This window comes from Thalassovita sp. (genome assembly GCF_965218685.1).
Lineage (GTDB): Bacteria > Pseudomonadota > Alphaproteobacteria > Rhodobacterales > Rhodobacteraceae > Thalassobius.
This window is the reverse complement of the sequence record NZ_OZ244657.1, coordinates 149,779-172,717: the sequence shown is the minus strand read 5'-3', so window position 1 is coordinate 172,717 and position 22,939 is coordinate 149,779. Positions and strand designations below refer to the sequence as shown.

25 protein-coding genes, 1 tRNA gene and 3 pseudogenes are annotated in these 22,939 nt (G+C 59.6%); 19 read left to right on the top strand and 10 right to left on the bottom strand.

Annotated elements, in window-relative coordinates; genetic code table 11:
* The first annotated feature begins 31 nt into the window (after nucleotides 1-31).
* From ACOQOQ_RS00945 to ACOQOQ_RS00890, 12 genes are all read left to right on the top strand, one after another.
* The gene (locus tag ACOQOQ_RS00945) at nucleotides 32-184 is read left to right on the top strand and encodes a hypothetical protein (RefSeq protein ID WP_420568290.1); all 153 of its coding nucleotides are present in this window, start codon (nucleotides 32-34) and stop codon (nucleotides 182-184) included.
* Entirely contained in the window at nucleotides 184-1,452 is a 1,269-nt protein-coding gene (gene murA, locus ACOQOQ_RS00940) for a UDP-N-acetylglucosamine 1-carboxyvinyltransferase (protein WP_420568289.1), read from the top strand. The genes ACOQOQ_RS00945 and murA overlap by 1 nt, the downstream gene beginning before the upstream one ends.
* Nucleotides 1,449-1,925 (top strand): DUF2948 family protein, encoded by a 477-nt coding sequence (locus tag ACOQOQ_RS00935; protein WP_420568288.1) that lies wholly within the window; start codon nucleotides 1,449-1,451, stop codon nucleotides 1,923-1,925. Before murA ends, ACOQOQ_RS00935 begins: the two co-directional genes overlap by 4 nt.
* 176 nt (nucleotides 1,926-2,101) lie before the next feature.
* Nucleotides 2,102-3,403: a histidinol dehydrogenase gene (gene hisD / locus ACOQOQ_RS00930; protein WP_420568287.1), complete on the top strand. Its 1,302-nt coding sequence runs from the start codon at nucleotides 2,102-2,104 to the stop codon at nucleotides 3,401-3,403.
* 9 nt (nucleotides 3,404-3,412) lie between these two features.
* Nucleotides 3,413-3,892 carry a UPF0262 family protein gene (locus ACOQOQ_RS00925; protein WP_420568286.1) on the top strand — a complete coding sequence of 160 codons (480 nt, stop codon included), beginning with the start codon at nucleotides 3,413-3,415 and terminating at the stop codon, nucleotides 3,890-3,892.
* Nucleotides 3,893-3,896: 4 nt separating this feature from the next.
* A complete protein-coding gene (locus tag ACOQOQ_RS00920; RefSeq protein WP_420568285.1) occupies nucleotides 3,897-4,355 on the top strand; it encodes a low molecular weight phosphatase family protein in 459 nt (152 codons plus the stop codon).
* Between the two features lie 24 nt (nucleotides 4,356-4,379).
* Nucleotides 4,380-4,964, top strand: a complete 585-nt coding sequence (locus tag ACOQOQ_RS00915; RefSeq protein WP_420568284.1) for a GNAT family N-acetyltransferase — start codon at nucleotides 4,380-4,382, stop codon at nucleotides 4,962-4,964.
* A 3-nt stretch (nucleotides 4,965-4,967) separates the two neighbouring features.
* Nucleotides 4,968-5,846 (top strand): carbon-nitrogen hydrolase family protein, encoded by an 879-nt coding sequence (locus tag ACOQOQ_RS00910; RefSeq protein ID WP_420568283.1) that lies wholly within the window; start codon nucleotides 4,968-4,970, stop codon nucleotides 5,844-5,846.
* An 84-nt stretch (nucleotides 5,847-5,930) separates the two neighbouring features.
* Nucleotides 5,931-6,149, top strand: a complete 219-nt coding sequence (infA, locus tag ACOQOQ_RS00905; RefSeq protein ID WP_008186030.1) for a translation initiation factor IF-1 — start codon at nucleotides 5,931-5,933, stop codon at nucleotides 6,147-6,149.
* A 1-nt stretch (nucleotide 6,150) separates the two neighbouring features.
* Nucleotides 6,151-6,726: a Maf family protein gene (locus tag ACOQOQ_RS00900; protein WP_420568282.1), complete on the top strand. Its 576-nt coding sequence runs from the start codon at nucleotides 6,151-6,153 to the stop codon at nucleotides 6,724-6,726.
* Complete coding sequence (locus ACOQOQ_RS00895; RefSeq protein WP_420568281.1) at nucleotides 6,723-7,745, top strand: ribonuclease E/G; 1,023 nt, start codon at nucleotides 6,723-6,725, stop codon at nucleotides 7,743-7,745. Before ACOQOQ_RS00900 ends, ACOQOQ_RS00895 begins: the two co-directional genes overlap by 4 nt.
* A complete protein-coding gene (locus ACOQOQ_RS00890) occupies nucleotides 7,742-7,924 on the top strand; it encodes a DNA gyrase inhibitor YacG (RefSeq protein ID WP_420568280.1) in 183 nt (60 codons plus the stop codon). The genes ACOQOQ_RS00895 and ACOQOQ_RS00890 overlap by 4 nt, the downstream gene beginning before the upstream one ends.
* Here ACOQOQ_RS00890 and ACOQOQ_RS00885 read toward each other — a convergent pair.
* Entirely contained in the window at nucleotides 7,921-9,165 is a 1,245-nt protein-coding gene (locus ACOQOQ_RS00885) for a cytochrome P450 (protein ID WP_420568279.1), read from the bottom strand. The genes ACOQOQ_RS00890 and ACOQOQ_RS00885 overlap by 4 nt on opposite strands.
* Nucleotides 9,166-9,351: 186 nt before the next feature.
* Here ACOQOQ_RS00885 and ACOQOQ_RS00880 point away from each other — a divergent pair.
* Nucleotides 9,352-9,426, top strand: a tRNA-Phe gene (locus ACOQOQ_RS00880).
* A gap of 450 nt (nucleotides 9,427-9,876) precedes the next feature.
* Here ACOQOQ_RS00880 and ACOQOQ_RS00875 read toward each other — a convergent pair.
* From ACOQOQ_RS00875 to ACOQOQ_RS00855, 5 genes and pseudogenes are all read right to left on the bottom strand, one after another.
* Nucleotides 9,877-11,219, bottom strand: a protein-coding gene (locus tag ACOQOQ_RS00875) for an IS3 family transposase (protein ID WP_420566748.1) whose coding sequence is annotated in 2 segments (ribosomal slippage) — nucleotides 9,877-10,892 and nucleotides 10,892-11,219 — 1,344 coding nt in all. Because the reading frame shifts where the segments join, the coding sequence is not laid out codon by codon here.
* A 161-nt stretch (nucleotides 11,220-11,380) separates the two neighbouring features.
* Nucleotides 11,381-12,398, bottom strand: a pseudogene (locus tag ACOQOQ_RS00870) (IS3 family transposase).
* Between the two features lie 115 nt (nucleotides 12,399-12,513).
* Entirely contained in the window at nucleotides 12,514-12,666 is a 153-nt protein-coding gene (locus ACOQOQ_RS00865) for a recombinase family protein (protein ID WP_420568278.1), read from the bottom strand.
* Between the two features lie 115 nt (nucleotides 12,667-12,781).
* Nucleotides 12,782-12,877, bottom strand: coding sequence for a recombinase family protein (locus tag ACOQOQ_RS00860; protein ID WP_420568277.1), 96 nt, complete (start codon nucleotides 12,875-12,877; stop codon nucleotides 12,782-12,784).
* A 38-nt stretch (nucleotides 12,878-12,915) separates the two neighbouring features.
* A pseudogene (locus tag ACOQOQ_RS00855) lies at nucleotides 12,916-13,059 on the bottom strand (IS3 family transposase); the annotation flags it as partial.
* 57 nt (nucleotides 13,060-13,116) lie between these two features.
* Between ACOQOQ_RS00855 and ACOQOQ_RS00850 the strand changes: the two are divergent.
* Nucleotides 13,117-13,299, top strand: a pseudogene (locus ACOQOQ_RS00850) (IS5/IS1182 family transposase); the annotation flags it as partial.
* 212 nt (nucleotides 13,300-13,511) lie between these two features.
* On the opposite strand, the gene ACOQOQ_RS00845 reads toward ACOQOQ_RS00850, so the two are convergent.
* Nucleotides 13,512-15,050, bottom strand: coding sequence for an alanine/glycine:cation symporter family protein (locus ACOQOQ_RS00845; RefSeq protein ID WP_420568276.1), 1,539 nt, complete (start codon nucleotides 15,048-15,050; stop codon nucleotides 13,512-13,514).
* A gap of 20 nt (nucleotides 15,051-15,070) precedes the next feature.
* On the bottom strand, nucleotides 15,071-15,505 hold the full coding sequence (locus tag ACOQOQ_RS00840; protein WP_420568275.1) for a universal stress protein: 435 nt from the start codon (nucleotides 15,503-15,505) through the stop codon (nucleotides 15,071-15,073).
* Nucleotides 15,506-15,648: 143 nt separating this feature from the next.
* On the opposite strand from ACOQOQ_RS00840, the gene ACOQOQ_RS00835 reads away from it, so the two are divergent.
* On the top strand, nucleotides 15,649-16,104 hold the full coding sequence (locus tag ACOQOQ_RS00835; RefSeq protein ID WP_420568274.1) for an Lrp/AsnC family transcriptional regulator: 456 nt from the start codon (nucleotides 15,649-15,651) through the stop codon (nucleotides 16,102-16,104).
* Between the two features lie 43 nt (nucleotides 16,105-16,147).
* Here the strand turns inward: ACOQOQ_RS00835 and ald are convergent, their stop codons facing one another.
* A complete protein-coding gene (gene ald, locus ACOQOQ_RS00830; protein ID WP_420568273.1) occupies nucleotides 16,148-17,266 on the bottom strand; it encodes an alanine dehydrogenase in 1,119 nt (372 codons plus the stop codon).
* A gap of 170 nt (nucleotides 17,267-17,436) precedes the next feature.
* On the bottom strand, nucleotides 17,437-18,312 hold the full coding sequence (locus ACOQOQ_RS00825; RefSeq protein ID WP_420568272.1) for a LysR family transcriptional regulator: 876 nt from the start codon (nucleotides 18,310-18,312) through the stop codon (nucleotides 17,437-17,439).
* Between the two features lie 109 nt (nucleotides 18,313-18,421).
* Between ACOQOQ_RS00825 and ACOQOQ_RS00820 the strand changes: the two genes are divergently transcribed.
* The 4 genes from ACOQOQ_RS00820 (at nucleotide 18,422) to ACOQOQ_RS00805 (ending at nucleotide 22,882) form a co-directional block, all read left to right on the top strand.
* Nucleotides 18,422-19,582 carry an ABC transporter ATP-binding protein gene (locus ACOQOQ_RS00820; RefSeq protein WP_420568271.1) on the top strand — a complete coding sequence of 387 codons (1,161 nt, stop codon included), beginning with the start codon at nucleotides 18,422-18,424 and terminating at the stop codon, nucleotides 19,580-19,582.
* A 1-nt stretch (nucleotide 19,583) separates the two neighbouring features.
* Complete coding sequence (locus tag ACOQOQ_RS00815) at nucleotides 19,584-20,561, top strand: carbohydrate ABC transporter permease (RefSeq protein WP_420568270.1); 978 nt, start codon at nucleotides 19,584-19,586, stop codon at nucleotides 20,559-20,561.
* Nucleotides 20,558-21,520, top strand: coding sequence for a carbohydrate ABC transporter permease (locus ACOQOQ_RS00810; protein ID WP_420568269.1), 963 nt, complete (start codon nucleotides 20,558-20,560; stop codon nucleotides 21,518-21,520). The genes ACOQOQ_RS00815 and ACOQOQ_RS00810 overlap by 4 nt, the downstream gene beginning before the upstream one ends.
* A 114-nt stretch (nucleotides 21,521-21,634) precedes the next feature.
* Nucleotides 21,635-22,882 carry an ABC transporter substrate-binding protein gene (locus ACOQOQ_RS00805; RefSeq protein WP_420568268.1) on the top strand — a complete coding sequence of 416 codons (1,248 nt, stop codon included), beginning with the start codon at nucleotides 21,635-21,637 and terminating at the stop codon, nucleotides 22,880-22,882.
* Nucleotides 22,883-22,939 lie beyond the last annotated feature (57 nt).

Below are 22,939 nucleotides of genomic sequence, written 5' to 3'. Positions count from 1 at the left end.
CGCTTTTTTTCACCTCATGTAGAACAACCGCATGGAGCAGAAATCTACCGGCAAGAAACAACCGAAAAAACCGACCTCGCGCGAGGATCGGTTGAAGGCAGCGCTAAAGGCCAATATGGGCCGACGCAAGGCGCAAGCGCGCGCGCGCAGTGCGGCTGATCAGAAAAACGAAGGGCAGGACTGATGGATTCAATTATTGTGACGGGCAATGGTCCGCTGAACGGGAGCATCCCGATTGCCGGCGCCAAAAACGCCTGTTTGACCCTGATGCCAGCCACGCTGCTTAGCGACGAGCCGCTGACCCTGACCAACGCACCGCGGCTTAGCGATATCAAGACCATGAGCTTGTTGCTGCAGTCGCTGGGCGCCGAAGTGACCAGCCTGCAAGCGGGCAAGGTGCTGGCCCTGTCCAGCCATAACCTTACCTCCAGCCACGCGGATTACGAGATCGTGCGCAAGATGCGCGCCTCGAACCTAGTACTGGGTCCGCTTCTGGCGCGCACCGGCCACGCCGAGGTCTCCTTGCCCGGCGGTTGCGCCATTGGCGCTCGGCCCATGGACCTGCATATCTTTGGTCTGGAAAAACTGGGCGCTGAAATCGAACTGCGCGAGGGGTACCTGCACGCCAAAGCGCCGAAGGGCCTGAAAGGTGCGGTGATCGAGCTGGCCTTTGCCTCGGTCGGGGCGACGGAAAATATCCTGATGGCCTCTACGCTGGCCAAGGGCACCACGGTGATCAAGAACGCCGCACGCGAGCCCGAGATCGTCGATCTGGCCGATTGCCTGCGCGGTATGGGCGCCCAGATCGAGGGCGACGGCACCAGCACCATTACCATTCAGGGCGTTGACCGTCTGGGCGGCGCTACGCATCCCGTAGTCACCGACCGGATCGAGCTGGGCACCTATATGCTGGCCCCGGCGATCTGCGGCGGTGAGGTGCTGCTGGAGGGGGGGCGTCTGGATCTGGTGCGCTCGTTCGTGGAAAAACTGGATGCGGCGGGTATAGGGGTGACCGAAACGCCCCAAGGTCTGGTGGTCAAGAACCGAGGCGACCGGGTGAAGGCCGTGGACGTGACGACCGAACCCTTCCCCGGCTTTCCCACCGATTTGCAGGCGCAGATGATGGCGCTGCTGTGCACTGCCGACGGGACTTCGGTATTGGAAGAGAAGATCTTCGAAAATCGCTTTATGCACGCGCCCGAACTGACCCGGATGGGTGCCCAGATCGAGGTGCATGGCGGTACGGCCACGGTAACAGGCGTTGAGCGTCTGAAGGGCGCGCCGGTGATGGCAACAGACCTGCGGGCCAGCGTGTCACTGATCCTGGCCGGGCTGGCAGCCGAGGGCGAGACCATTGTAAACCGCGTCTACCATCTGGACCGAGGTTATGAGCGGGTCGAGGAAAAGCTGGGCAACGTGGGCGCCAAAATTGAACGGGTAAAAGGCCAATGACCGAAGACGCACGTTTCGAAGACGGCCGCGAGGCCCCGCTGAACCTTGGCGCGCTGGACGGCGATGACCTGAAGGTGATCTCGGCGCTGGTGCAGGATGCCGTCTTTCCGGCCTCGGAAATGCGGTGGCTGGCCAAGGAACGGCGATTCGTCCTGCTGTTGAACCGGTTCCGGTGGGAAGACAAGGGCCGCGACCGTCATGGCGCCGAGCGGGTGCAGGCGGTTCTGGCCTTTGACAATGTGCTGAAAATCGCCTCGCAAGGGGTGCCGCGCGGGGATGCGGATACGATCCTGTCGATCCTGTCGCTGAACTGGACCGAAGGGCAGGCGCCCTCGGGTACGCTGGAGCTGACGCTGGCCGGGGACGGCGCGATCCGGTTGGAGCTGGAGGCGCTGGAGGTCGTGCTGAAGGACGTGACCCGCCCCTATCGCGCGCCTTCGGGCACGGTTCCCGGACATAAGACCGAGGAGTGATCCGGCGGGGCGGGCTGCGCCCGCGCTGGATTTGTTGAGGCAGAGGGGCGTTGCCCCTCTCAACCACACTCTGCTCGAGTGTGGTTTTCACTCCCCAGAGTATTTGTAGAGCAAAGAAGCGGGCTTGAGGATGGGGGCGTTGGCGGATATGTCGGGTTGAACTGCCCGGAGAGACCATGCCCGTATTTCTGAACGCCGCTGACGCCGACTTCGAGACATCATTTACGGCCCTGTTGGGGGCCAAGCGCGAGGACAGCCCCGATGTGGACGGTGTTGTGGCCGAGATTATCGCGGATGTGCGCGCGCGCGGTGATGCGGCGGTGTTGGAACTGACGGCCAAGTTCGATCGGTTGGAGCTGACATCGGAGAGCATGCGGTTTTCCGAGGCCGAAGTTGATGCAATGATTGCAGAGGTGCCCGCGCATGAGCGAGAGGCGCTGGAATTGGCCGCAGCGCGCATCCGCGCCTATCACGAACGCCAGATTCCCAAAGATGCCTATTGGACCGACGAAAGTGGTGCCGAGTTGGGCTGGCGCTGGACTCCCGTATCCGCGGCAGGCCTGTATGTGCCCGGCGGGCTGGCGTCTTACCCGTCGTCCGTGCTGATGAACGCGATCCCGGCCAAGGTGGCAGGGGTCGAGCGTCTGGCCGTCGTGGTTCCCACACCTGATGGCGTGGCGAACCCGCTGGTGCTGTTGGCTGCCCGTCTGGCTGGCGTGGATGAGGTGTACCGGATCGGCGGCGCCCAGGCCGTGGCGGCTCTGGCCTATGGCACCGATACCATCGCGCCGGTGGACAAGATTACCGGGCCGGGCAACGCTTTTGTGGCCGCAGCCAAGCGCCGGGTGTTCGGCAAGGTCGGGATCGACATGATCGCCGGGCCCTCGGAAATTCTGGTGATCGCCGATGGGGACAATGATCCGGACTGGATCGCGCTGGATATGCTTAGCCAGGCGGAACACGACGAAAGCGCGCAGGCTATTCTGATCACCGACAGCCCCGCTATGGCCAAGGCGGTTGAGGTGGCCATTGAACGTCATCTTCTGACGCTTGAACGCCGCGCGATCGCCGGGGCCAGCTGGCGCGATTATGGCGCTGTGATCCTGGTCGAGGATTTGGACCAGGCCGTTGCCCTGTCCAACCGCGTGGCCCCTGAACATCTGGAACTGTGCGTGGCCGATCCCGACGCGCTGTCGGAAAAGATCACCCATGCGGGCGCGATTTTCCTGGGTCATTGGACGCCCGAGGCGATCGGAGACTATGTCGGTGGGCCGAACCACGTGCTGCCAACGGCGCGATCGGCGCGTTTTTCATCAGGTCTCAGCGTCATGGACTTCGTCAAGCGCACAACCCTGGCCAAAATGACCCCTGCGGCGCTGCGCGCAATTGGACCGTCGGCGGAAACGCTGGCAATCTCTGAAAGCCTGGAGGCGCACGGCCTGTCCGTCCGCGCCCGCCTGAACCATTTGAACGAGTAAGGACCGAATATGTCTTCTATCAGTCATATCGAACTTGATGACAGCAACCTGCCCCCGCCGACCCCCGAGATCGAGCAGGAGCGCAAGGTCGCGATGTTCGATCTGCTTGAAGAGAACTCGTTCCAGCTGCCCAAACGCGACGAGCGTGAAGTTCCCGAAGGCCCCTATCGTCTGGGCCTGTCGATCCGCGAACGCCGCCTGGTTTTCGACATCCAGACCGAAAAGGAAGAAAAGGCCGCTGAGTTCCATCTGAGCCTTTCGCCGTTCCGGCAAGTGGTCAAAGATTACTGGTCGATCTGTGAAAGCTATTTTGACGCGGTAAAGAATCTTCCCCCCAGCCAGATCGAGACCATCGACATGGCGCGTCGGGGCATTCACAACGAAGGGGCCCGCATTCTGGCCGAGCGTCTGGAGGGCAAGGCTGAAATCGATAACGACACCGCCCGCCGCTTGTTCACCCTGATCTGCGTGCTGCACTTTGGGGGCTAGTGTCGTGGTTGAAGCGCTGCCCCAGTCCGTTCTGTTCTGCTGCGACCACAATTCCGTTCGGTCCCCCATGGCCGAAGGGATCATGAAAAAGTTCTATGGCACAGGAACTTACGTGCAGTCGGTTGGGGTAAAAGGCGATCTGGAGATTGACGGTTTCGCCATCGCGGTCTGTCAGGAGATCGGGGTCGAACTGTCGCGTCACCGCTCGCGCGGGTTTGAAGAGCTTGAGGAATGGGGTGATGCTCTGTCCTCGTTCGATCTGATCATCGCGCTGACGCCGACCAGTCGTGAAACCGCCTGTCAGCTGACCCGCGTGTTCCATCTGGATGTGGAATACTGGCCGATCTACGACCCTTCGATCGAAGGCGGCGGTCGTGAGGCACGGCTCGAGGCTTACCGCGCCGCCCGAGACGAAATCATCGCGCGATTGACGGAACGCTGGGGCCCCGCTCAGGAAAGCTAGGCTTCGCAGACAAGGAAAAATCGGATGCATGTGGACGTACTTACCGGAGCAGCCCTGGACGCGGTTCTGGATGATGTCGCCCAGCTGCGTCTGGACGTGTTCCGCGCCTGGCCATACCTTTATGATGGCGACAGGGGCTATGAACGCGCGTACCTGCAGCGCTATCGCGACAGCGCGGATGCGGTGGTGGTGGGCGCCTTTGATGGCGATCGTTTGGTCGGGGCCGCCACCGGGGCGCCTCTTCTGGACCATGCCGAGGATTTCGTCGGCGCCTTCGAGGACAGCGGCGAAGATCTGACGCGGATTTTCTACTGCGCGGAATCAGTGCTTTTACCAGAATACAGGGGGCAGGGGATCGGCCACCGGTTCTTTGATCTGCGCGAGGCACATGCCCGCGACACTGGTCATTTGAAATCGGCTTTTTGCAGCGTCTTGCGCCCCGAGGATCACCCCGACCGGCCCACCGATTATCTGCCCTTGGACGGGTTCTGGCGGCGGCGCGGATATCACCCGCTGGCTGGCGTTATCGCGCGGTTCGCGTGGAAGGACACCGGCAACAGTGACGAGACGCTCAAGCCCCTGCAATTCTGGATCAGGCGTCTGGATTAAGCCATGAAGATTGCCACGGCCGCATACCCGCTGGACCTGTTCGATGACTGGAACGCCTATATGGCCAAGCAGCGCCGCTGGGTGGCGACGGCCGCCGGTGCAGGGGCCGATCTGCTGGTCTTTCCCGAATATGGCGCGATGGAGCTGGCGTCCCTGGCAGGGGATGCCGCGGCGGACCTGCAGGGGTCGATTGAGGCTGTTTCGGACCGTGCAGAACAGTCCAACGCCGTTCTGTCCGACCTGGCGCAAGAGTTCGGCGTTCACATCCTTGGGGGCTCGGCCCCCGTGCGCGACGGTGACAGGGTGGTCAACCGCGCGCCTCTTTTTGGGCCCGATGGCGGGCTGGACCATCAGGACAAGCAAATCATGACCCGGTTCGAACGGGACGAGTGGGGCATTGCAGGTGGCGGACCGCTGAAACTGTTCGATACAGCGCTGGGCAAACTTGGCGTGCTTATTTGCTATGACAGTGAATTTCCCCTTCTGGCCCGCGCGCTGATCGAGGCCGGGGCCGAGATTATCCTTGTCCCTTCGTGTACCGAAGCACTGGAGGGATATTGGCGGGTCCGCATCGGCGCGATGGCCCGCGCACTGGAAGGGCAGTGCGTCACGGTGATGGCCTCGCTTGTCGGGAAACGCCCCGAACTTTACGCCGTCGAGGAAAATACCGGTATGGGTGGAGTTTTCACCCCGCCGGACATGGGGTTTCCGCCAACTGGCGTTCTGGCTCAGGGCACGCTGAATCAGCCCGGCTGGACCTATGCCGATGTCGACCTGGCCAAATTGCAGCGCATTCGCGCCGACGGTCATGTTTTGAACATGACCCACTGGGAAGAACAGGGCCCAAGGGTGGTATCGCCGCGTCGGGTTGTCCTGACCTAGAGATTCCCCTTGAAAATCCACGCGAATAGGCCCATTTAACGCCCGTCCCGCAAATGTGGCGGGAAAACAAACTCAGGAGAGAACATGGCCAAGGAAGAACTGCTCGAATTCCCCGGTGTCGTGAAGGAACTCCTGCCGAATGCGACATTCCTGGTCGAGCTGGAAAACGGCCATACCATTATCGCACACACGGCAGGCAAGATGCGCAAAAACCGCATCCGCGTTCTGGCTGGCGACAAGGTTCAGGTGGAAATGACCCCCTACGATCTGACCAAGGGTCGGATCAACTATCGCTTCAAGTAAGTTGCGGCTGATCCTCGGGTCAGGAAGCCCGCGTCGCAAGGAATTGCTGGCGCAGATCGGGGTTGTGGCGGATGATATCCGCCCGCCCGATATCGACGAAACCCCTCTGAAAAATGAGCCGCCGCGCCCCTATTGCGCGCGTATGGCCCGCGAAAAGGTGCAGGCTGTCGCCGCTGATGCGGATGATGTGGTGCTGTGCGCCGATACCACCGTGGCCCTGGGCCGCCGGATCATGGGCAAGCCCGAAAACGCAGGGCAGGCGGCTGAGTTTCTGCTAGCCATATCCGGGCGGCGTCACCGGGTGATCACCGCCGTGGCCGTGCGCCGGGGCGATCAGCTGTGGGAACGCGACGTTGTGACGGACGTCAAGATGAAGCGCCTGTCCGATGAAGAGCTGAACGCCTATCTGGCCACCAATGATTGGCAGGGCAAGGCGGGCGGCTATGGTATTCAGGGGCCGGCGGGGGCGTTGATCCCGTGGATTCAGGGCTCGTTCACCGCCGTTGTGGGCTTGCCCCTGGCAGAAACCGCCGGGCTGTTGCAGGCCGCTGGCTATCCGGTATGGAGGCAGTCATGAAGGGCCGTCAGATCATTTTGGACCACATTCAGGGGCGCGAGGCCGCGGCTCTGCTGGTTGACGGGCGGCTGGAGGATCTGCTGATCGACAGCGATCAGCCCCGCGTCGGCGCCATCTATCGCGCGGTGGCCGAACGCCCGATGAAAGGGCAGGGGGGGCTGTTCGTGTCCACCCCCGACGGCAAGGCGTTCCTGCGGCAGGTCAAGGGCATCGCGCCGGGCGACCGGTTGCTGGTGCAGGTCACCGGCTATGCTGAACCCGGTAAGGCCATTCCGGTCACCACCCGCGTGTTGTTCAAAAGCCGGTTTGCCATCATCACCCCCGGCGCGCCGGGGCTGAACATCAGCCGTCAGATCAAGGATGACGACCTGCGGGATGAGCTGACAGGCATCGCTCGCGCCGTGTTCGAAGGTGAAGAAACCGGGCTGATCCTGCGCTCGTCCTGCGTGGATGCCGACCCCGAAGAGATTGCCGAGGACGTCGCCGCCATGGCCGATCTGGCCGCCGCCGTGATGGCCGATACCGAAGGCGAGATCGAAAAGCTGACCGAAGGCGACGGCCCGCACGATCAGGCCTGGCGCGAATGGACCGATCCTGCCGACATCATCACCGAACCGGGTGGGTTCGAGGATCACGGCGTATTGGAGCGCATTGACGCACTGCAATCGCCATTGGCCACGCTGGGCGGGGGTGCCTCGATGTATGTCGAGCCCACGCGCGCTCTGGTGGCCGTGGATGTGAACACTGGCCGCGATACCTCGCCTGCCGCTGCACTGAAGGCCAATATCGCTGCCGCACGGGATTTGCCGCGACAGTTGCGACTGCGGGGCCTTGGCGGGCAGATCACGCTGGACGTGGCGCCCATGCCGAAAAAGGATCGCCGCGCGTTTGAACTGGCCGTGAAATCCGCCTTCCGCGCCGATTCAATTGATACGGTTCTGGCCGGCTGGACCCCTCTGGGCCATTACGAGCTGCAACGCAAACGCGACCGGCTGCCTCTGTCCGAGGTTCTGGCATGAGCTGTCCGATCTGTCAGAAAGCAGCGGACCAAAAGTACCGCCCCTTCTGCTCCAAACGCTGTGCAGATGTGGATCTGGCCAAGTGGTTGGGCGGGGCCTATGCCGTGCCGTCCCGCGATCCCGAGGATATTGAAAAAGCCATCGAGGCCACCGAAGAGGCCTTGCGCAAGCCGCACTAGGGCCGCATCTGCGCGGGCAGGGCGGCATAGCCCCGGAACCGCATGCGGCCGCCATTCACCCGGCCCTCGGTGATCCGATAATCGGGATAACGGTCCAGCAGAGCCTGGATCGCGATGCGCCCCTCCAGCCGTGCCAGCGTCAGCCCGACACACACATGCGGCCCTCCGGCAAAGGCCAAATGACGGTTGGGTTTCCGGGCAATATCAAAATGTTCCGGGTTTTCGAATACTTCCGGGTCCCGGTTCGCGGCCCCGATGCACAAATGCAAATTGGTGCCTTCGGGGATGGTCAGCCCTCCGATTTCCACCTGGGCCGTCGTCTCGCGATTGCCAAGCTGGTTGGGCGAGCGGACGCGCAGCATTTCCTCGATCGCCGAGTTGATCAGCGCGGGATTGTCCATCAGTCGCTGCTTTTGGTCGGGGTGATCATGCAGCAGCGCCAGGCCGTTGCCTATCAGGTTGGTCGTGGTTTCGTGCCCCGCGTTCAGAATGAACACGCAGTTCTGGATCAACTCGATCTCGGTCAACCTGTCCCCGTTCGCATCGCCCGCAATCAACCTTGTCAGCACGTCGGTTTCCGGATCCCCCGGTTCCGCCCTGCGCCGCGCAATCAGGTCGGCCAGGTAGACGCTGAACGCCTCGACGGCGGCGTGTCCAGTGGCCAGTTGTTCATCGCTCAGTGAGGGCTCCAGCGCGCCCAGAATGGCCAGGGACCAGCTGCGCAGTGGTGCGCGTTCCTCCATCGGGACGTCCAGCAGGTTGCCGATGATCTGGATTGGAATGGAAGACGCGAAATCCTCGATCAGATCCACCCGGTCGCGCGCGCCCATCTGCTCCAACAGATGATCCACGGTGGCACGCAGCCCTGGCTCCATCCGCGCAATCGCCCGCGGCGTCAAAGCCGAGGTCATGATCCCCCGTACCCGCGTGTGCAGCGGCGGGTCGTTGAACACCAACGACGTCGTGTGGTGTTCAAACAAGGGCGAGCCCACCCCGAATTTCGGCCCAAAACTGGCCTTCTTGTCCGAGGAATACAGCGCCGTATCCTTGTAAATCCGCTCCAGATCCGCATGACGCGACAGCAGCACTGACCCATCTTCTTGTGGCAGAACCGGCGCGTATTTCAGTAAGGCGTCGTAGTATTCAAAAGGAGATTCCACGAAGTCATCAGGCGGCGCGGCCAGCTGGAACTCCATTGCCGCCTTGCGCAGCTCCGCTTTGCGATCAAGCACTTGCGACATTGCTTCCCTCCTTCTCCCACAGGGGATGCTAGCAGGCGGATAAGCGTTCTGTCAGGCCCAAAAGGACGCCCCGAATGGCCCTTGTCCAAGCGCAGTGATTTTTCACAGATTTTTTGAAAATCCCTCTGGACACTCCACCCGCTTCCGCCTAGAACGCCTCCACCCGAACGCAAGCCGTTCACCCGTGCCCGGGTAGCTCAGGGGTAGAGCAGTGGATTGAAAATCCTCGTGTCGGTGGTTCGATTCCGCCCCCGGGCACCATTTAAATACCTGAAAAGAAATACGAATTCCTGATATCAACACAGGGCGCTATGGGGGGTATGTTTGCTTGGGTGCCGATTGGGTGCTGACGAGCCACTTGGCGTCCCAATGACTCGACAACAGAAGCTAAAGCGGCTCGACTAATCTTGATCAGTTCAGCGGTTTCAAAATGTAGCCGTTAAACGAGATAAGATTGTATGGACGATCGCCAAGTCCCGCTTTGATGGCGTGTTCCTTTTCCGAGGTTGCGATCAAGATCTGATGTCGATCCGGTCTGACCTTGGCAGACTCTTGAAACAAGCTTGTAAGGTTTACCGGGTCAGCAGCTTGTTGCCCCGGTTCATCGAACACCACCAACCCTGCATGGTTGGTGTTGTGTACGTCGTCAGGGTTTTTGGAGCCAAAGCGGGCCTAAACTGAGTGAGAGTTTGGCTCATCTGGTTGGTTTGATTATGCGGCGTGTTTTCTGTGATGCAAGCGTCGCGCTTCGAGCGTGTTTCGTTTGATCCTTTCTCTTTGGTTTAGAATGGCTTGTGAGCGCCCGAAGTAGACGTCGGACGGCGTGACGTTGTTCAGGCTCTCATGGTAGCGCTGATGGTTGTAGTGATCGACGAAGGCACCGATCTGGGTTTCGAGATCGCCGGGCAAGAAGTAATTTTCCAGCAGGATGCGGTTCTTCAGGGTTTGATGCCAGCGCTCAATCTTGCCTTGGGTTTGGGGGTGATACGGCGCACCGCGAGAATGCTTCATTCCCTTGTCCTGCAGCCATTCGGCCAAATCGCCAGAGACGTAGCTGGAGCCGTTGTCACTCAGCAGTCGTGGCTTGTGAACGACGTGGACCTGATCGCAACCCGAAGCCTGTAACGCCAGGTCCAGCGTGTCCGTCACATCTTCCGTCCTCATATTGGTGCAAAGCTTCCACGAGATGATGTAACGGCTGTAGTCGTCCAGGATCGTGCTGAGATAGAACCAGCCCCAGCCCAGAACTTTCAGGTAAGTGAAGTCCGTCTGCCAAAGTTGGTTGATGGCGGTGGTTTTGTCTTTGAACTCGCTTGTAGCCTTGAGCACGATGAAGGCCGGGCTGGTGATCAGATCATGCGCCTTCAGTACGCGATAAACCGAAGCCTCTGATACAAAGTAGCTTTCTGTATCCGTGAACGTCACCGCCAGCTCTCGCGGCGAGAGCTCTGTTTCCTTCAGCGCCAGCTTGACGACCTTGTGCCGCACTTCGTCCGGGATGCGGTTCCAGACATGCTTTGGCTTGGGAGATTGGTCCGCAAGACCGGCTTCGCCGCGTTGCAGGTATCGGTCGTACCAGCGGTAGAACGTTGTGCGCGGAATGCCGAGCTTGGCCAGTGTCTGACGTGCTGACAGGTGGCTTTCTTCGACCAGCCTGATGATCTCCAGTTTCTCAGATGCGGGATACCTCATTCGTGGTCGCCCCCATCGCCTGTCATGCTTTTTTTGAGAAGGCGCAATTCCAGCGTTTGCTCAGCCACGACCTCCTTCAGGTCACGGGCCTCACGGCGCAGATCTTTGACTTCGTCACTCGTCGCTGCTCGCGCTGTATCGCCCGCCAGCCGCTTCTTTCCTGCCTCCATGAAGTCCTTAGACCATTTGTAGTAAACCCCTTGGGAAATCCCCTCACGGCGGCACAGCTCTGCAATGCTGTCCTCGCCACGCAGACCGTCCAAGACGATCCTGATCTTCTCCTCGGAGGAATACTGTTTACGCGTGGCGCGTTTGATGTCTTTGACGATCTTCTCGCCCGGGCTCTTGGTTGTCTTTCTCATCTTCAACTCCTCAGTGGTGACGATGAGCCAGAAACACTCTCTTATCAAATTGCCCTATTTGGCCCCATAAGCGCTGACGTCAGACAGTGTCCGTCGTCAGGGATTTTGGGACAGATGACTGCCTGAGCTAAGCGAGGGCCTGGCTCATCTGGTTTGTCTGATTATGCGGCGGATTCGCGGTGAAGCAAGCGCCGGGTTTCGATGGTCTTTCGTTTGATCCTTTCTCGCTGTTTCAGAATGGTCTGGCCGCGCCCGAAGTAGACGTCGGCCGGCGTGAGGTTTTGCAGGCTCTCGTGGTAGCGCCGATGGTTGTAATGATCGACAAAGGCGTCGATCTGCTGTCTGAGATCGCCAGGCAGGTAGTAGTTTTCCAGTAGGATGCGGTTCTTAAGCGTCTGGTGCCAGCGCTCGATCTTGCCCTGGGTCTGCGGGTGATAAGGTGCGCCGCGCACATGGTCCATCTGCTGGTCTTCCAGCCATTCGGTCAGTTCGGCGGAGATGTAACTGGCGCCATTGTCCGATAGCAGCCGTGGCTTGTGCAGGACCGTTGCCCTATCGCAACCGGAGGCTTGCAGCGCCAGATCCAGCGTGCCGTTCACGTCGCCGGCCTTCATCGTCGTGCAGAGCTTCCAGGTGATGATGTAACGGCTGTAGTCGTCGAGGATGGTGCTGAGGTAGAACCAGCCCCAGCCCATGACCTTCAGATATGTGAAGTCTGTCTGCCAGAGCTGGTTCGGTCGCGTGGTCGATAGATGCGACCGCTCAACCAGCCGGATGATCTCCAGCTTCTCGGATGCGGGATACCTCATTCGTCGTCGCCCCATCCCCGAGCATGCTTTTTTTGAGAAGGCGTAGTTCCTGGGCCTGTTCGGCAACCACTTCCTTCAGATCGCGTGCCTCACGGCGCAGATCTTTGACCTCGCTCGACGTCGCTGCACGCGCCGTGTCGCCCGCCAGACGCTTCTTCCCAGCTTCGAGGAACTCCTTGGACCAGCTGTAATACAAGCTCTGCGCTATGCCCTCTCGCCGACACAGCGCGGCAATGCTGTCTTCGCCCTTCAGGCCGTCCAGCACGATCCTGATCTTCTCTTCCGCTGAATACTGCTTGCGGGTGGCTCGGCGGATGTCCTTGACGACTTTCTCGCCGTGGCTCTTACGTGTTCCGGGTTTCTGTCTCATCTCCACTCCTCGGTGGTTACGATGTGCCAGAAACCCTCTCTTATCAAATCACCCTAAACTGTCCCATTGGTGCTGACATCAAACACCTGAGCAATCCCCCCAACTTTCGGGGGGATTACCGTTCGATCAGCAAATCGCGCTCAAACTGGATCAGCGCGGCGAAGACATGGAAACTCAACTTGCCATTGGCTGAGGTGGTGCCGATGGTTTCGTGCAGGGATTGGAAGCCGATACCGCGTTCCAGCAAATGCAGCGCGAAGGTCAGCAAGTGCGAAAGCGACCGCCCTATCCCTATCGAGCCGCCAGACCGTCAGCACATCGCATTCGTTCAGCGACTTCACCAGCTTGTCGAGCTTTGGCCGTTTCTTGGCTGCGCCCGACACCTAATCGACGGTGATCTGTTCGCAGCCCGCCGCCTTCAGGGCGTCACGTTGCAGGCTGGCATCCTGATCTGAAGTTGAGACACGCGCATATCGCACTCACCATTGTCCTCGGACCAATGGCGGACAAAGGCTCGTTGCTTACGCCAGCGATAGAAGGTCTGTTCTGTTATCTGCACTTGTCGGATGGCATCTACGCGCGGCATCCCTTGGCCGCAAAGCACCTCAACCTGCCGTAACTTCGTGACAATCTCTTCCGGCTTGTGTCGTTTGATTCCCATACCTGATCCTCCGTTTCCTAACTATAGGGGCGGACCTCTTCAGTGGGGGAGGATCAGCGACGATGGAGTGGATACCACCGCCGAAGTCGCGTCGAAACGAAGATGCACTGCGTCAAACTGCTGGGCCAACGCCTCTTGGCACGGGACTTCGACCGCCAGGTTGCCGAACTCCAGGTTCGCATTGCGGTTCTCAACCGTTTCACCGCTCTCGGCACACCTGTCACGGATGCCAGGGGATAAATCCATTCGGGGAAAGGGGAAGTCTGGCAGTCAGCTGATTTGTGCAACAGAGCCCCATTGCAGCAAAAGCTAACTTCGTCCCGCATAGCAGACATTTGATTGACAAAAATGCTGTCAGAGTTGGGACGCACTGAGGTTCACAACCAAGCCAAATGACTTTCTCTCAGTGTTGGTTGTTCAGGCCGGACCGCTCGATCCGGCCTGAACTTTGTTTACGAGAATTTGCGGATTTCGCCGGACGCCAGTTTGGCGCGATAGCTTTCCAATTCGCGTTTCACGATCGGCATGAGCGCATAGAGACCGATGATGTTGACCACCGCCATGGCAAAGATCGCAGCATCAGAGAAGTCGATGACGGGCCCCAGGCTTGCAGCGGCGCCGATGACCACGAAGACGCAGAAGATGATCTTGAAGGTCAGCTCGGTCGTCTTGCCCTCACCAAACAGATAGGTCCAGGCTTTCAGGCCGTAGTAGCTCCACGAGATCATTGTCGAGAAGGCAAACAGGATAACCGCCAGGGCCAGCACATACGGGAACCAGCTGAACGCGCTGGCGAAAGCGTCAGAGGTCAGAGCGACGCCCGACGAGCCGTTTGCAGTGACGATCTTGCCGCCTTCGACAATGTAGTTGCCGGTGGACGGATCGATGGTCAGCTGACCGGTGATGATGATTACCAGTGCAGTCATGGTGCAGATCACGACCGTGTCGATGAACGGTTCCAGCAACGAAACAAAGCCCTCGGTGATCGGCTCTTTCGTGCGCACCGCAGCGTGTGCGATCGCCGCCGAGCCGACGCCGGCCTCGTTCGAGAACGCGGCCCGCTTGAACCCCTGGATCAGGGCTCCGACAACGCCGCCGGCAACACCAAGCCCGGTAAAGGCTCCGGCAAAGATCTGGCCGATGGCCCAGCCGATCATGTCAGCGTTCATGGCGATGATGATCAGCGCCGCGGTCACATACATGATCCCCATGATGGGAACGACCTTTTCGGTCACGCGGGCGATGGATTTGATCCCGCCTACGATCACGGCAAAGACCGCGCCGGCAAACACCAGACCGGTGATCCAGCCAGGGTAATCGCCGGTGATGTTCGCGATCTGCTGGTGTGCCTGGTTGGCCTGGAACATGTTGCCGCCACCCAGTGCGCCCAGGATACAGAAGATCGAGAACAGGATCGCCAGTACCTTGCCACCGGGCAGGCCACGCTCGGCAAAACCCTTGGTCAGGTAATACATCGGACCGCCGGACACCCGGCCATCTTCGTATTCATTGCGATACTTCACGCCCAGCGTACACTCGGCGAACTTGGTGGCCATGCCCAAAAGACCCGCCAGGATCATCCAGAACGTGGCACCGGGCCCACCAATGCTGACCGCAACGGCGACACCGGCGATGTTGCCCAGACCCACGGTTCCAGAAAGGGCCGTGGCAAGCGCCTGGAAGTGGCTGACTTCGCCGGCGTCATTGGGGTCGGAATAATCGCCGCGAACCAACGCGATCGAGTGCGGGAATGCGCGGAACTGAACCAGCGCGAAATAGGCAGAGAACACCACCGCCGCGATCACCAGCCAGGCGACGATCCAGGGAAAGGACGTGCCTGGGAAGGGGCTGAAGATAAAGCTGACGAACCAACCGGTGGAACTGGCAAAAGCCTGGTTAACAACCTCGTCGATCGATGCGGCAGCCGCAGATTGCGCGGAAAGCACCGCGGTCGCGCCGGCCAGTGCCGCGCGTTTCATGACATTAGACATTGAATGCTCCTTTGCAGGATCTAGGGAACGATGGTGCAGGGGACCGGCGACGATTGCGCCAACGATCCAGCGACAGAGCCGAAGATCCGTACACTTGCAGTGTTGTGACCGGTGCGACCGACGACCAGCTGTGTCGCCGCGACGTCACCCGCGATTTTGCACAGCGTGTCTGCGATGTGACCGTAGTTTACAATCGAGGTGACCGTGACACCGCGCCCCGACAATTCCTCGACGATCGGACCGATCAATGAGGCCTCGGCGCGCTCCAGCTCTTGTTGGCGGCGTTTGTGGCGCTCTTCCAACTCGGTTGGCGTCAAGAACGAGAACGGCGACCATTCCAACACATGCGCGATGACGACTTCACCACCTTGTGCATTGGCACGATCGATGGCGAACTCGACGGCGCGCTTACTGACAGCGCTCCCGTCGTATCCAACGACAAATTTCTGGGACATTTTTCCCTCCCTTGTTTCATTTAGCCTATTCAGGCTTCCAAATTATCGCACCCAATGGATTGGAATAGTTCTTTGTTTTCTTGACAAGACCCCCAAGGTCGAGAAAATTTGCCAGAATTTTGTGGTAAACAGGGAAAAATTCCATGGATGAGTTTGATCGCCGCATTGTCTCTCGTCTTCAGCACGAGGGTAATATTTCCATGGCGAACCTGTCTGAAAGCGTTGGTTTGTCGCTTTCGGCCTGTCATCGACGGGTGAGGCTGCTGGAAGAGCGCGGGGTTATCACAGGTTACGCCGCGCAGGTAGATCGCAAGGCGATCGGCCTGGAGTTTCAGGTATTTATCGAGGCAAAGCTGGAATCGCAGCGGCAAAACGTCATTGGTGAATTTGAGGCCGCCGTGAAGCGAACGCCCGAGATCGTCGAATGCCACCTGATTTCAGGCGATTTCGACTATCTGTTGCGCGTCGCAACGACCGATACCGGCGCATATGAAGATGTTTACCGCCGTGTCCTTTCTCAACTGCCATCGGTGACACAACTCAAGACGCTTCTCAGCTTGGGGTCTGTCAAAGAGTTTCAGGGCTACAACGTGTACTAAGCAAAAATCCCCGACCGGTCTGGGGCCGGTCGGGGTAATGAGCTTAGGCAGCCAGAGCGTTGTCGATGGGCACGTAGTTATAGCCCAGGTCTTCGGCAACCGCTTCGTAGGTGATCTTGCCGCTCCAGACATTCAGGCCGTTGGCCAGATGCCGGTCGCTGGCAAGCGCTTGTTTCCAACCCTTGTCAGCGATGCGCAGCGCATGCGGCAGCGTCACGTTGTTTAGGGCGTAGGTCGAGGTACGGGCAACCCCACCGGGCATGTTGGCGACGCAGTAGTGCACGATGCCGTCCACAGTAAAGGTCGGATCGGCGTGAGTGGTGGCTTTCGAGGTTTCGAAACATCCGCCCTGATCGATCGCGACATCGGCCATGACTGCGCCCGGCTTCATTGTGCCCAGCATGTCGCGGGTCACCAGCTTGGGTGCGGCGGCGCCCGGGATCAGAACCGCGCCAATCACCAGATCTGCTTCGGCCACGCATTCCGCCAGGTTGGCCTGGTTGGAAAAGCGGGTTTTGGCACGGGATTCAAAGTACATGCCCAGCTTTTCCAGAACCTCGGGGTTGCGGTCCAGAATGGTCACGTCGGCACCCAGCCCAACGGCCATCTGCGCCGCGTTAAAGCCGACAACACCGCCGCCAATCACGGCGACCTTGCCGGGGACCACACCGGGCACGCCGCCCAACAGCACGCCGCGGCCGCCATGCGCTTTTTCCAGCGCGCTGGCACCGGCCTGCACCGACATCCTGCCTGCGACCTGGCTCATGGGTTTCAGCAAGGGCAAGCCGCCGCTGGCATCCGTCACGGTTTCATAAGCGATACAGGTGGCGCCGGAGTTGACCAGATCCTTGGTCTGCTCGGGGTCGGGGGCCAGGTGCAAGTAGGTGTAAAGGATCTGATCCTCGCGGAGCATGGCCCGCTCGACCGCCTGAGGTTCCTTAACCTTGACGATCATGTCAGCTTTGGCGAAAACCTCTTCGGCGCTGTCCACGACAGCCGCCCCGGCCTCGACATAGGCCGCATCGTCGGCACCGATACCAAGACCGGCATTTTTCTCGACCAGCACCTGATGACCACGCGCAACGAATTCGCGTGCGCTTTCAGGGGTCAGTCCGACCCGATATTCGTGATTCTTGATTTCCTTTGGAACGCCAACGATCATTTCCACCTCCTGTTTTCAATGCCAGAAGTATTTCCGATGCAGGAAGGGAATAGTTCTGAATTACTGCGAAAAATGGAGGTTATATGAGAAAAAATATTGCAGAACTTTTGTATGTTCGAAAAATTTATAACAACTCAGCCCGCCAGAATCAGAAGAGGAGCCCACAGTAGCTAACGAAAATCCGACGATGACGCGATCTCGATGAAGGCTTTGACCAATCGCAAACGCGCGCGGTCCTTTGGGGCGACCACCGCGGTTTCATGCACCTGCGACAACTCTGCGATGGGAATTTCGACCAGACCACGCGAGATCAACCCGCTGTTTCCAAGGAAGATTGCGATCCCGGCCCCCTGCAGAACGGCCTCGCACATCAAGGGAAAGGTTGTCATCTTGATGGTGCGCTGCAGTTGAATGCCGTGTTTGTCCAGTGCCTGGCGCACCACGCGTTCCGTCAATGAACCGGTCTCTGGCAAGATGATCGTTTCCAGCGCCAGATCCTTGAAACAAAGGATCTCTCGGCTGGCAAGGGGCGCGCCAGAGGGCAAATAGGCCACGTATCGCGCCTGCTGGACCGGCACCCGCACCCAGTCATCCGCAATGGGCGGATCGGTAATCAAGCCGACATCGGCCCGCCTTTCTCGTAACAGTCGCGTGGCCGTTGTCCATGCATGAAGGGCGAAATCTATTTCGACATCAGGATAGGCCTGGCGGAACTGGCTGATCGCGCGCAGGGCGGGCAGGGGGGCGTTGGCGATGATCTTGATATGACCGCGCGCCATCGCCTCGAACCCCTCCAGCCGTTCGGTGATCGCGGCGTCCAATGCCACCAACCGATCGGCCAGATCATAGAATTCCTGTCCGGTGCGGGTCAGTTCCACGCCTTCGCGGCTGCGCAACAGCAACTGCGATCCGACCTGTTTTTCAAGCTTTGCCACATGCTGAGTGACAGCCGATTGCGTGATCCCAAGCCGGGTAGCAGCGGCTGAAAAACTACCCTCGCGCACGACATAGGCGAAGGCAACGAAGCGGTGATGATTGGCGCGCATGATGCCCCCTTTGCGCCTGAAACCTTAATGGCCATTAGTCTCACTAATATGACGTCACAAAACTGCAGGTTCGCCTGCTTACACCAGCCCTGTCAGATGGAGGAATCAGATGGCTGGGCTGAAGATCGAGAGCATCTCAAAAAGCTTTGGCGAGACCGATGTTCTTAAGGGCGTATCGCTGGAGATTGCCGATGGCGAATTTCTGTCCCTTGTAGGGCCATCAGGTTGCGGCAAGTCCACACTGCTAAGGATCATTGCCGGGCTGGAAGAGCCAAGCAGCGGCGCCATTCATATCGGTGGTCAGCCGGTCACCGGACGTCGGGCCGCAGACCGCAACCTTTCGATGGTGTTCCAGTCTTACGCTCTGTATCCGCATCTCAGCGTTGCTGAAAACATCGCTGTACCGCTGAAAATGCGCCGGATGAACAATCTGCAGCGCTTGCCGCTGATCGGTCGGTTCATGCCCGGGGCGCGCGGTCTGGCCGCTGAGATCGGTCAACAGATCGACCATGCTGCCGGGATGCTGGAGATTGGCCATCTTCTGGATCGCAAGCCCGGCCAGCTTTCGGGGGGGCAACGCCAGCGGGTCGCGCTTGGTCGCGCTCTGGTGCGCAATCCAGAGGCTTTCTTATTGGATGAACCGCTGTCGAACCTTGATGCCAAGCTGCGCGTTCAGACCCGCGCCGAGATCGCGCAATTGCACCGCCGTCTAAGCGCGACTTTCATCTATGTGACCCACGATCAAGTCGAAGCCATGACCATGTCCGATCGGATTGCGGTGATGATGGGGGGGCGCATTTTGCAATGCGACAGCCCCGACGTGGTCTATGAAGACCCTGACACGATCGAAGTGGCCGAGTTCATCGGCTCCCCTAAGATCAACATTCTGCCGGTTACCCTGGCTGCAGACGGACGGCTTGGCTTTTTCGATCAGGTGCTGGACCTGCGCACAGCAAGCCGGATCGAGGGGGCCGTGTCCCTGGGCCTGCGCCCCGAGGCGCTGTTCCTGTCTGCAGACAAGCCAGTTTTCCGCGGAACCGTGGCCCACACCGAAAACCTGGGCGCTGAACTTTTTGCCCAAGTCGATGTTCCGGGTTTGGAGAGCCGTCTCGTGATGCGTGCCGAGGCGTCTCAGCGCGACGCTTTCAGACTTGGGACACCGGTCGGGATCGGGTTCGACGCTGAAAAGGCCCTTGTTTTTGACGGCAGCGGGCAACGTGTGCGCAGCGTCGAGGCGTTGACGCAAACCTCAGCACAAGAGGTCGCCTGATATGGCTGTCATTGAGCCTTCCTCGGCCCCAAAGTCCAAACCCGCCCCCAGCGCGGCAACGCAGGAAAGACGTGCGGCCTGGTCGTTGGCGGCTCCGGCCCTGATCCTGATGGTGGTGATCCTTTTGGTGCCGGTTTTGATCGCGGGGATCCTGTCCTTTACCAATTATTCCCTTGGCAACAGCGGGTTCGATTGGGTCGGTACGGGAAACTATGAACGGCTGTTCACCCGCTCGACCTATGAGAAAATGTTCGTGGCCACGTTTACCTATGTGGTGACTGTGGTGCCTATTTCGGTCGGACTGGGGCTGGGGGCGGCGCTGCTGATCAATTCGCTTTGCCGGTTTCGCGAGCTTTACAAGACGATCTATTTCCTGCCGGTCATGGCGACGCTTTTGGCCATGTCCATCGCGTGGGAGTTCATGCTGCATCCCACCATCGGCATGGTGAACCGCACGCTGGAAATGACCTGCGGTACACCGTTGGAAATCATTCCCTTCCTGGCCAATGGCTGCGCGGATCGGTTCCCGGTCTGGCTGGGGGACAAGCGCTATGCGATCTGGGTGATTTCCTTTATCGGGATCTGGCAGGGCTTTGGGTTCAACATGGTGCTGTACCTGGCCGGCCTGACAGGCGTGCACCGAGAGCTGTACCATGCCGCCGAAATGGATGGCGCCAAGTCCGGCTGGGATCATTTCCGCCTGGTGACCTGGCCAGCCCTTGGCCCGACGACAGTTTTCGTCGTCACCATCAGCTGCATCCGCGCCTTTCAGGTCTTCGACACGATCGAGGCCTTCTGGCCTCAAGGCGGAGGCCCCAACAAATCAACCTACGTGATGATGTTCGCGATTTTTGAGAAGGGCATACAGCAAAATCTGATCGGCATCGGCTCGGCGATCACCATGCTGTTTCTGGTCTTCGTCATGGTTCTGACCCTGATCCAGCGCTGGCTGGTGGAACGAAAGGTGCATTACGGATGACCCGCGACTGGTGGAAACATCTGATCCTGATCCTGGGCGCGATCGTCGTGATCGCTCCGTTCTACATGATGGTCAGCTATTCGTTCAAATCCCCCGGCGAGATTGACCGGGGCGAGGGGGGCTTTTTCGGCCGTCAGGAAATGATGGTGGACGAACGCTGTGTGAAACTGCGTGATCCCAGCCGCGATGATATCACCACCGCCGCTGATCGGTTCCCCGGCCAAACCGATGCTGATATCCGGGACGCTCTGGTCGCCGAGGCAAAGGCTGATTGCGCCATGCGCCCGGTGGTCTTTAACTATACCAAGGCTTTCACCGAGGCGCCCCTGCTGCGCTATCTGCTGAACGGCATCATCGTGACGGGCTCGATTTTCCTGATCCAGGTGGTGGTGGCGCTGCCCGCAGCTTATGCCCTGTCCAAACTGAAGTTCTGGGGCCGCGAGGCCGTCTTTGGCCTGGTCCTGTTCTGCCTGCTGATCCCCGTTCATGCCATTGCGCTGCCGCTCTATATCATGCTGGCCAAGTTGGGGCTGACGAATTCCTATGCTGCGCTGGTGGTGCCCTGGACGATCAGTGTTTTCGGGATTTTCCTGATGCGACAGTTCTTTATGACCGTGCCCGATGATCTGATCGACGCCGCCCGCATGGATGGCATGTCCGAGCTTGCCATCGTCTGGCGCGTCATGTTGCCCACCGCGATCCCGGCGCTGATGGCCTTTGCGATCTTCAGCGTGGTCGCCCATTGGAACGATTACTTCTGGCCCCGCATCGTCATCTCGGGGAACCGCGATCTGTTCACCCCGCCGCTGGGCTTGCGCGAATTCAAAGGCGATGCCGACGGCAGTTTCTTTGGCCCGATGATGGCCACTGCGACGGTCATCGTCACACCACTGATCGTCGCTTTCCTGCTGGCGCAGAAGCGTTTCATCGAAGGGATAACGCTAAGCGGCATGAAATGAAAAAAGGGGGCGCCCGGCAAGGCACCCCCGAAACCAGATCCCCACAGGGATAAACCCCGGAGCCACCTGTCTGCAAACACGCGCTCCACGACCCGGCAAGAGAGGATATCATCCATGAAATTCGCCACCACTGCAATTGCTTTGGCCCTTAGCGCCACCGCAGCTTTCGCCGAAGACAAAGTCACAATTGAGTTCGCCTATCCGTACTCGCATCTGTTCGATGTGACCTACGAGGCGATGATGCCCGCCTTCAAAGAGGCGCACCCGAACATCGAAGTGAAGTTCCGCGCCACCTATGAATCCTACGAGGACGGCACCAACACCATCCTGCGCGAGGCCGTCTCGGGTGATCTGCCCGACGTCACCATGCAAGGCCTGAACCGCCAGCAGATGCTGGTGGACAAGGGCATCGCCAAATCGCTGGAGCCGTTCATCGCAAAAGAAGCCGATTTCGCCAAGGATGGTTATCACGACGCCATGCTGTCGCTGTCCACCTTCGGCGGTGACGTGCATGGGCTTCCGTTCTCGGTTTCGCTGCCCGTTGGTTATTATAACATGGACGTCCTGAAGGCTGGCGGCATTGAAAAACTGCCCACCACATGGGACGAAGTGATCGGCGCCTGTGAGACCATGAAGGCCAACGGTGTGGACAACCCGATTTTCTGGGGTTGGAACATCACCGGCAACTGGTTCATGCAGGCCCTGATGTGGAGCCAGGACAAAGCCATCGTCGAAAACGGCCAGGTCACCCTGGACAGCCCTGAAGCTTTGGCCGCGCTGGAGCAGATGCAGGAAATCTTCACCAAATGCGACATGCAGAACCTGGAGTGGAAGGCCGCGCTGTCGTCCTTCTCGGCCGGTGAGATCGGCATGATGTTCTGGTCGACCTCGGCGCTGGGCGCGGTTGAGCGTTCGAAGGGCGACTTCGAGCTGGTTACCGGCCCGTTCCCCGGCATGGGCGAAACCCCCAAGGGCCTGCCCGCAGGTGGCAACGCCGCGTTGCTGACCTCGACCTCGGATGACCCCAAGGTGCAAGCGGCCGCATGGACTTGGCTGAAGTACATCACCAGCGGTGAAGGCGCGGCCGAAGTGGCGAAAACCACCGGCTACATGCCCCCCAACAAAGCCGCGAACGAGGTGATCCTGGCCGATTTCTACCAGCAGAACCCCAACAAGCAGACTGCTGTTGATCAGCTGCCCCTGCTGCGCGACTGGCTGGCCTATCCGGGTGACAACGGTCTGGCGATCACGCAGGTGATCTATGACGGGATCGAACGGATTGTCACCGGCGACGCCACCGACATGAAAGAGCTGCAGCAAGAGCTGGTCGAGGAAGTCTCGGACCTGCTGCCCAACGGCTAACTCGCCCATCCCGGCCACCCAACCGCTTTGGGTGGCCGGACCCTTTTCCTCCAGGAC

Coding starts and splice junctions, on each gene's coding strand:
- ACOQOQ_RS00945 (WP_420568290.1), top strand. CDS start 32: ATGGAGCAGAAATCTACCGGCAAGAAACAACCGAAAAAACCGACCTCG.
- murA (WP_420568289.1), top strand. CDS start 184: ATGGATTCAATTATTGTGACGGGCAATGGTCCGCTGAACGGGAGCATC.
- ACOQOQ_RS00935 (WP_420568288.1), top strand. CDS start 1,449: ATGACCGAAGACGCACGTTTCGAAGACGGCCGCGAGGCCCCGCTGAAC.
- hisD (WP_420568287.1), top strand. CDS start 2,102: ATGCCCGTATTTCTGAACGCCGCTGACGCCGACTTCGAGACATCATTT.
- ACOQOQ_RS00925 (WP_420568286.1), top strand. CDS start 3,413: ATGTCTTCTATCAGTCATATCGAACTTGATGACAGCAACCTGCCCCCG.
- ACOQOQ_RS00915 (WP_420568284.1), top strand. CDS start 4,380: ATGCATGTGGACGTACTTACCGGAGCAGCCCTGGACGCGGTTCTGGAT.
- ACOQOQ_RS00910 (WP_420568283.1), top strand. CDS start 4,968: ATGAAGATTGCCACGGCCGCATACCCGCTGGACCTGTTCGATGACTGG.
- infA (WP_008186030.1), top strand. CDS start 5,931: ATGGCCAAGGAAGAACTGCTCGAATTCCCCGGTGTCGTGAAGGAACTC.
- ACOQOQ_RS00895 (WP_420568281.1), top strand. CDS start 6,723: ATGAAGGGCCGTCAGATCATTTTGGACCACATTCAGGGGCGCGAGGCC.
- ACOQOQ_RS00890 (WP_420568280.1), top strand. CDS start 7,742: ATGAGCTGTCCGATCTGTCAGAAAGCAGCGGACCAAAAGTACCGCCCC.
- ACOQOQ_RS00885 (WP_420568279.1), bottom strand. CDS start 9,165: ATGTCGCAAGTGCTTGATCGCAAAGCGGAGCTGCGCAAGGCGGCAATG.
- ACOQOQ_RS00845 (WP_420568276.1), bottom strand. CDS start 15,050: ATGTCTAATGTCATGAAACGCGCGGCACTGGCCGGCGCGACCGCGGTG.
- ACOQOQ_RS00840 (WP_420568275.1), bottom strand. CDS start 15,505: ATGTCCCAGAAATTTGTCGTTGGATACGACGGGAGCGCTGTCAGTAAG.
- ACOQOQ_RS00835 (WP_420568274.1), top strand. CDS start 15,649: ATGGATGAGTTTGATCGCCGCATTGTCTCTCGTCTTCAGCACGAGGGT.
- ald (WP_420568273.1), bottom strand. CDS start 17,266: ATGATCGTTGGCGTTCCAAAGGAAATCAAGAATCACGAATATCGGGTC.
- ACOQOQ_RS00825 (WP_420568272.1), bottom strand. CDS start 18,312: ATGCGCGCCAATCATCACCGCTTCGTTGCCTTCGCCTATGTCGTGCGC.
- ACOQOQ_RS00820 (WP_420568271.1), top strand. CDS start 18,422: ATGGCTGGGCTGAAGATCGAGAGCATCTCAAAAAGCTTTGGCGAGACC.
- ACOQOQ_RS00815 (WP_420568270.1), top strand. CDS start 19,584: ATGGCTGTCATTGAGCCTTCCTCGGCCCCAAAGTCCAAACCCGCCCCC.
- ACOQOQ_RS00810 (WP_420568269.1), top strand. CDS start 20,558: ATGACCCGCGACTGGTGGAAACATCTGATCCTGATCCTGGGCGCGATC.
- ACOQOQ_RS00805 (WP_420568268.1), top strand. CDS start 21,635: ATGAAATTCGCCACCACTGCAATTGCTTTGGCCCTTAGCGCCACCGCA.